At 72.8% G+C, this 4,174-nt stretch carries 3 protein-coding genes and 1 pseudogene; 1 reads left to right on the top strand and 3 read right to left on the bottom strand.

Features of this window, described 5'->3' with window-relative positions:
• The 3 genes and pseudogenes from VFV89_RS19640 to VFV89_RS19630 form a co-directional block, all read right to left on the bottom strand.
• Nucleotides 1–1,246, bottom strand: a pseudogene (locus tag VFV89_RS19640) (M13 family metallopeptidase N-terminal domain-containing protein); the annotation flags it as partial.
• 10 nt (nucleotides 1,247–1,256) lie between these two features.
• Nucleotides 1,257–2,006 (bottom strand): 2-phosphosulfolactate phosphatase, encoded by a 750-nt coding sequence (locus VFV89_RS19635; protein ID WP_329707663.1) that lies wholly within the window; start codon nucleotides 2,004–2,006, stop codon nucleotides 1,257–1,259.
• An 18-nt stretch (nucleotides 2,007–2,024) separates the two neighbouring features.
• A complete protein-coding gene (locus tag VFV89_RS19630; RefSeq protein ID WP_329707662.1) occupies nucleotides 2,025–2,987 on the bottom strand; it encodes an NADPH:quinone oxidoreductase family protein in 963 nt (320 codons plus the stop codon).
• A 91-nt stretch (nucleotides 2,988–3,078) separates the two neighbouring features.
• Here VFV89_RS19630 and VFV89_RS19625 point away from each other — a divergent pair, with 91 nt between their 5' ends.
• Nucleotides 3,079–4,059 carry a helix-turn-helix domain-containing protein gene (locus VFV89_RS19625; RefSeq protein WP_329707661.1) on the top strand — a complete coding sequence of 327 codons (981 nt, stop codon included), beginning with the start codon at nucleotides 3,079–3,081 and terminating at the stop codon, nucleotides 4,057–4,059.
• Nucleotides 4,060–4,174: the final 115 nt, after the last annotated feature.

The following is a 4,174-nucleotide window of genomic DNA, read 5'->3' as shown; positions in this document are numbered from 1 at the left end:
AGGTCACCTGCAGCGCGGAGTAGTCGCGGAACCGCTCCGGGTAGCCGATCTTGGGGCGGAAGGTGTCGAGCTTCTCGAACGCCCGCTGCTTGGTCTCGTCGGTCATCCAGTCCAGGTCGGTGATCGACCGGCGGTAGGCCTCCAGCAGGTTGCCGACGAGCGCGTCCATCTCCTCCTTGGCGCGCGGCGGGAAGTGGCGCTCGACGTAGTGGCGGCCCACCGCCTCGCCGACCGCGCCCTCCACGAACGTCACCCCGCGCTTCCAGCGGGCCCGCAGCTCCGGCGTGCCGGCGAGGGTCCGGCCGTAGAAGTCGAAGTTCGCCTCGACGAAGTCGTCGGTCAGGTAGGGCGCCGCGGAGCGCAGCACCCGGGTCAGCAGCCAGGTCCGCCAGTCCTCGATGGGCACCTCGGCGAGCACCGTCGACAGGTGCGCGAAGTAGGACGGCTGCCGCACGCAGGACTCGAACAGCAGGTCGTCGGCCTCGTGCGCTGAGGCGCTGAGGTTGGTGACGTAGACGTCCCAGTCGAAGCCCGGGCAGAGCTCGCGGAGCTCGGCGACGGTCGTGAGGTTGTAGGTCTTCTGGACGTCGCGGGTCTCGGCCCGCTCCCAGTGACCGGCGGCCAGCCTGGTGTCGATGTCGAGCACGGTCCGCGCGCCGGCCTCGGGGTCCTCGGCGTCGATGAGCCGCAGCACGGTGCCGAGGTAGGCGACGTAGGCCTCCCGGACCGGGGCGAACTTGTCCTCGCGGTAGTAGGACTCGTCCGGCAGCCCGAGCCCGCCCTGCACGAGGTGGAACAGGTAGCGGTCGGAGTTGCGGTCGTCGGTGTTGACGTAGGAGCCGAACAGCCCATGGCCGCCGACCCGCTCGAACTCGCCGAGGAACGCCGCCACGTCACGCACGTCGCGCAGCGCATGCACCGCCTCGACGAGCGGCTGGATCGGCCGGGTGCCCAGCCGGTCGATCCGCTCGGTGTCCATGAAGGACGCGAACAGGTCCCCGATCTTCTGCGCGTCGTCGTTGAGGTCGCCCGCCGTCTCGTCCGTCGCCCTGGCGGCCAGGTCCTCGATGATCGCGTGGACCTGCTCCTCGGCGGCGTCGGCCAGCTCCACGAAGGACCCCCAGCTCGACCGGTCCGACGGGATCTCGGTCTCGGCCAGCCAGCGACCGTTGACGTGGCCGAACAGGTCGTCCTGCGGCCGGACGTCGGGGTCCATGCCCTCGCGTGCGTCGTCCAGGATGCTCACCCGCCAGACACTAGTTGACGGGCCGGAACTCCCCGCTCTCCAGCACCGGTACGACGTTCGCGGCATCGAGCTCGGCAGCAACGTCGACGTCGTCGCCGAAGCCGGCCTCGGCCAGCTCGCGCCCGCCGGCGCAGTCATGGAGGGCCGCAACCAGTCGTGGCTCGACCGCGCGGAAGGCGTCGGCGGCCAGCCGCGCCTCTGGCGACAGGTCGGCGTCCGGCAGCCGGGACAGCACCGCGCCGGCGCCGTACAGGTCCTCGGCGCACGGGCGCAGGGTGCCGTCGGGCCAGCGCTCGCCGGCGGCCACGACCGCGACCGTGCCGCCGCGTTCGAGCAGCCAGCGGGCGACCGCGGTGCGGTTGCGGAGGGAGGCGCCGAGGACCGTGCAGCCGAGGTCGGCCAGCCCGAAGGAGATGGTCGAGCCGTTGGGCGAGGGCAGCACGATCCGCTCGACGCCGGTCACGCGGGCCATCGCAGCCGGCGAGAGGCTCACCGCAGCACCTCCGGTGAGCGAGCGCGCCTCGAGCCGGCCGACGGCCAGCGTCGCGTCGCGCTCGGCGGCGTACGCCGCGGCACGCTCGTCCTTCCACCGGTAGGGCAGCACCGTGATGCCGCGCTCGACGGCGACGCAGAGGGTGGTCGTGAACGACAGGACGTCGACGACGAGGGCCACGTCGGCGCCGTCCGCGATCGCCGCGGCGCCGGTGGGTCCCCACTCGAACCGGACCCGGTGCCCGAGCTGCTGGTGGGCTGGGTTCACCGAAGGATCACCGAAGGATCACCGCACCCGCACGACGGACTTGCCGCGGGTCCGGCGCTGGTCCATGTCGAGGAGTGCCCGGCCGAAGTCCTCGAAGGAGTACCTCGCGCCGATCGGCGGCTTCACCACCCCGGACTCGATCATCGGCAACAGCGCATCCCACTGCTCGCGCATGTAGCCGGGCCGGACCATCGCGTAGGCGCCCCAGCCGACGCCGCGCACGTCGATGTTGTTGAGCAGCAGCCGGTTCACCCGCACCTCGGGGATGCCCTGCCCGGAGGCGAAGCCGACCACGAGCAGCCGGCCCTGGGTCGCGAGCGAGCGCAGCGAGTCGGTGAAGACCTCGCCGCCCACGACGTCCACGACGATGTCGACACCGCGGCCGCCGGTCAGCGCGGCTACGGCGTCCTTGAAGCCGTCGAGCAGCACCACCTCGTCGGCGCCGGCCGCGCGGGCCACCTCGCCCTTCTCGTCGGTGCTGACCACGGCGATGGTCCGGGCGGCGTACCCCTTGGCCACCTGGATGGTGGCCGTCCCGACGCCGCCGGCCGCTCCGTGCACCAGGACGGTCTCGCCGGCTCGGATCCCGCCCCGCTCCGCCAGGGCGAACTGGGCGGTCAGGTAGTTCATCGGCAGGGCGGCGCCCTCCTCGAAGGACAGCGTGTCGGGGAGCGGGAACGTCGAGACGGCGGGGCTGGCCACCAGCTCGGCGGCGTTGCCGTAGGGCCCGACGCCGGCGACGCGCTGGCCGGGAGCGAACCCGGGACCGGACACGACGACGCCGGCGAAGTCGACGCCGAGGGCGAACGGTGGCTCGGGCTTGATCTGGTACTGGCCCCGGCTCAGCAGCAGGTCGGGGAAGGAGACCCCGACCGCGTGCACCTCGACCAGCACGTCGTCCGGGCCGGGGGCCGGCTCGGGGACCTCACGCACCTCGAGGTGCTCGGGACCGGCGGTGTCGACGACCTGGACGGCGCGCATGGAGGCCGAGGCTAGTGGGTGCCGCCGGATGCGAGGTTTCGGCCCGGACCGAACCTTCTGCTGGGCCCCGCCTCGGCCCCACACTGGACCCGTGATCGAAGTCGAGGTCGGCGTGGCCGACCTGGCCAACGTGCGGTTCACGACCGATGCGGTGTGGGAGACGAGCGCGAGCATCCACGCACTGGTCTTCCAGAAGAGCCACCTCCTCCACCAGAGGCTGCGACGGCAGGTGCCGAAACGTCCGGACTTCGACATCGACCACCTGGTCACCCTGGCCGGCGATGCCGGCTGGCTGCCCGACGTCTGGGCGCCGCAGCCCAGCGCGCGCCCGGGACACCCGCTCGAGCAGCTCGACGCCGTACGGCGCACCGACCTGGCGGTGGCCGAGGCCGACCTCGAGCAGCTGCGGAGGCTGGCGCCCGACTCGGCCACCGCGCGGATGCAGCCGCAGGAGTACCTCGACCGCACTGCCGAGGCGATGCTGGGCTGGTGGGCGGCGGTCCTCGAGCCGCTCTGGGACCGCATCGACGCGATCCACCGCGCGGACATCACCCACCACCAGGGGCTGCTCGCCGCCCACGGGCTCGCCGCGCTGCTGCCGCAGCTGCACCGCGACCTGTCGCTCGACGGCAACCTGCTCAGGGTCGAGGTGGGCAAGCAGGTGCTGTCCGTGCGATCGGCGGGGCAGGGGCTGTGGTTCATGCCGTCGGTGTTCCGCTGGCCGTGGGTGGCCCTCGACACGCGTGAGACCGTGGCCACCGCGGTGTCGTACGGCGCCCGCGGCTCCGGCCGGGTCTGGCAGCAGCCAGGCCGCGACGTCCCCGCGGGGCTGCCCGACCTGATCGGCCGCTCGCGGGCGCTGATCCTCGAGGGCCTCGACGTGCCCCGCTCGACGACCAGCCTGGCCAAGCTGTTCGGCCTCTCGATCAGCACGGTGAGCGAGCACCTGTCGGTGATGGCCGCCTCCGGGCTGCTGCAGTCGCGCCGCGACGGCCAGCGGGTGCTCTACTGGCGGACCCTGATCGGCGACCTGCTGGTGAACGGCGAGGGTGCGGCGGCGCGCCTGGGCTGAAGCCTGCCTCGGGGCCGGGGTTCCCGAGCGACCTGACAGGCTCGTGAGGTGACCTCGCGGTACAACGAGCTGTCCGGCCAGAGCGTCGACCGCGCCGTTGCACAGCGCGGGCACC

Origin of the sequence: Nocardioides sp. (assembly GCF_036274455.1) — a bacterium.
Classification (GTDB): Bacteria; Actinomycetota; Actinomycetes; order Propionibacteriales; family Nocardioidaceae; genus Nocardioides.
The sequence above is the reverse complement of the archived record's forward strand: the minus strand, read 5'-3'. Positions and strand labels throughout refer to the sequence as shown.

Bases quoted from the DNA above. Each gene is read 5' to 3' on its own strand.
- VFV89_RS19630 (WP_329707662.1), bottom strand. From the start codon at position 2,987: ATGCGCGCCGTCCAGGTCGTCGACACCGCCGGTCCCGAGCACCTCGAG.